Below are 1,208 nucleotides of genomic sequence, written 5' to 3'. Positions count from 1 at the left end.
TCACCGGCACCAACGACGCGCCGATCCTCGCCTCGGGCGAACTCGTCCGCGACGGCGACTTCTCGGCCGGCGGCCAGGGCTGGGCCAATACCGGCGGCCTCGTCGAGGTCTATCCCTCCTGGGCCTACGGCGTCGATCCGGCCGCCGGCGCCGTCATGGAGGTCGACTACGCCAACGCCCTCGACACCGTATCGCAGACGATCGCCACCCAGGCGGGCCAGACCTACGTCTTCAGCTTCGACACCGCCCTGCGCGCCGGAACGCGGCCCGAGACCAACACCTTCGAGGTGCTCTGGAACGGGCAGGTGATCGACCGCGTCACCGCCGCCTCCACCGCCTTCGAGCGCCACAGCTACGCCGTGGTGGCGACCGGCCCGAGCGGTACCCTGGCCTTCCGGGAAATCCTGAACGACGGCTATGGCGGCCTTGTCGACAATGTCTCGCTGCGGGCGGCCACAGCGCTCTCCGAGCGGGCCGGCACGGCGGGCAGCGACGCCCTCGACCGCGCCACGACGACGCTGAGCTTCACCGACGCGGATCTCGGTGACCGGCACACGCTCTCGGCCAAGCTCGCCTCCGCCACCGCCTCGAAGGGCGTCCTGCCGGCCGCGACGCAGGCGGCCCTTGCGGGCGCGCTCGGCCTCGGCCTGGCGGCGGATTCGACGGGCGGCGCCGCCGGGCAGGTGACGGCGACCTTCGCGCTGCCCGACCGGCTCGCCGATTTCCTGGCGGCGGGCGAGTCGCTGACGGTGACCTACGACGTGACGGTGAGCGACTTGAATGGCGGCGCCAGCACGCGGCCGGTCAGCTTCGTGATTACCGGCACCAACGACGCGCCGACGATCACGGGCGGCAGCGTCGCCGCCGGCCTGGCCGAGCTCAGGACGCCTGCGGGCAGCCTGACGGGCGCCGGCAGCATCGGCTTCGCCGACCTCGACCTGACCGATACCCATACCGTGGCCGCGGCGCCCGCGGGCGACGTGCTGGGGGCGCTCACCGCGCGGGTCGTCACCGACACGACGGGGCGCGGCACGGGCGGCAGCATCGAGTGGGTCTACAGCGTGGAGGCCGGCAAGCTCGAATATCTCGCGGCCGGCGAGACGCGGATCGAGCGCTTCACCGTGACCCTCAGCGACGGCCAGGGCGGGACGGTCTCCCGGTCGGTCGAGGTCACCCTCACAGGCACCAACGACGCGCCGACCATCACC

Annotated in this window: 1 protein-coding gene; it reads left to right on the top strand. The window is 72.8% G+C overall.

The features are described from left to right. A partial coding sequence (locus E1J50_RS25825) for a VCBS domain-containing protein (RefSeq protein ID WP_207919302.1) occupies positions 1 to 1,208 on the top strand: 1,208 nt, incomplete at both ends.

This window comes from Methylobacterium segetis, from assembly GCF_004348265.1.
Lineage (GTDB): Bacteria > Pseudomonadota > Alphaproteobacteria > Rhizobiales > Beijerinckiaceae > Methylobacterium > Methylobacterium segetis.
Note: the sequence above shows the minus strand (reverse complement) of the source record. Positions and strands in the feature narration are given on the sequence as shown.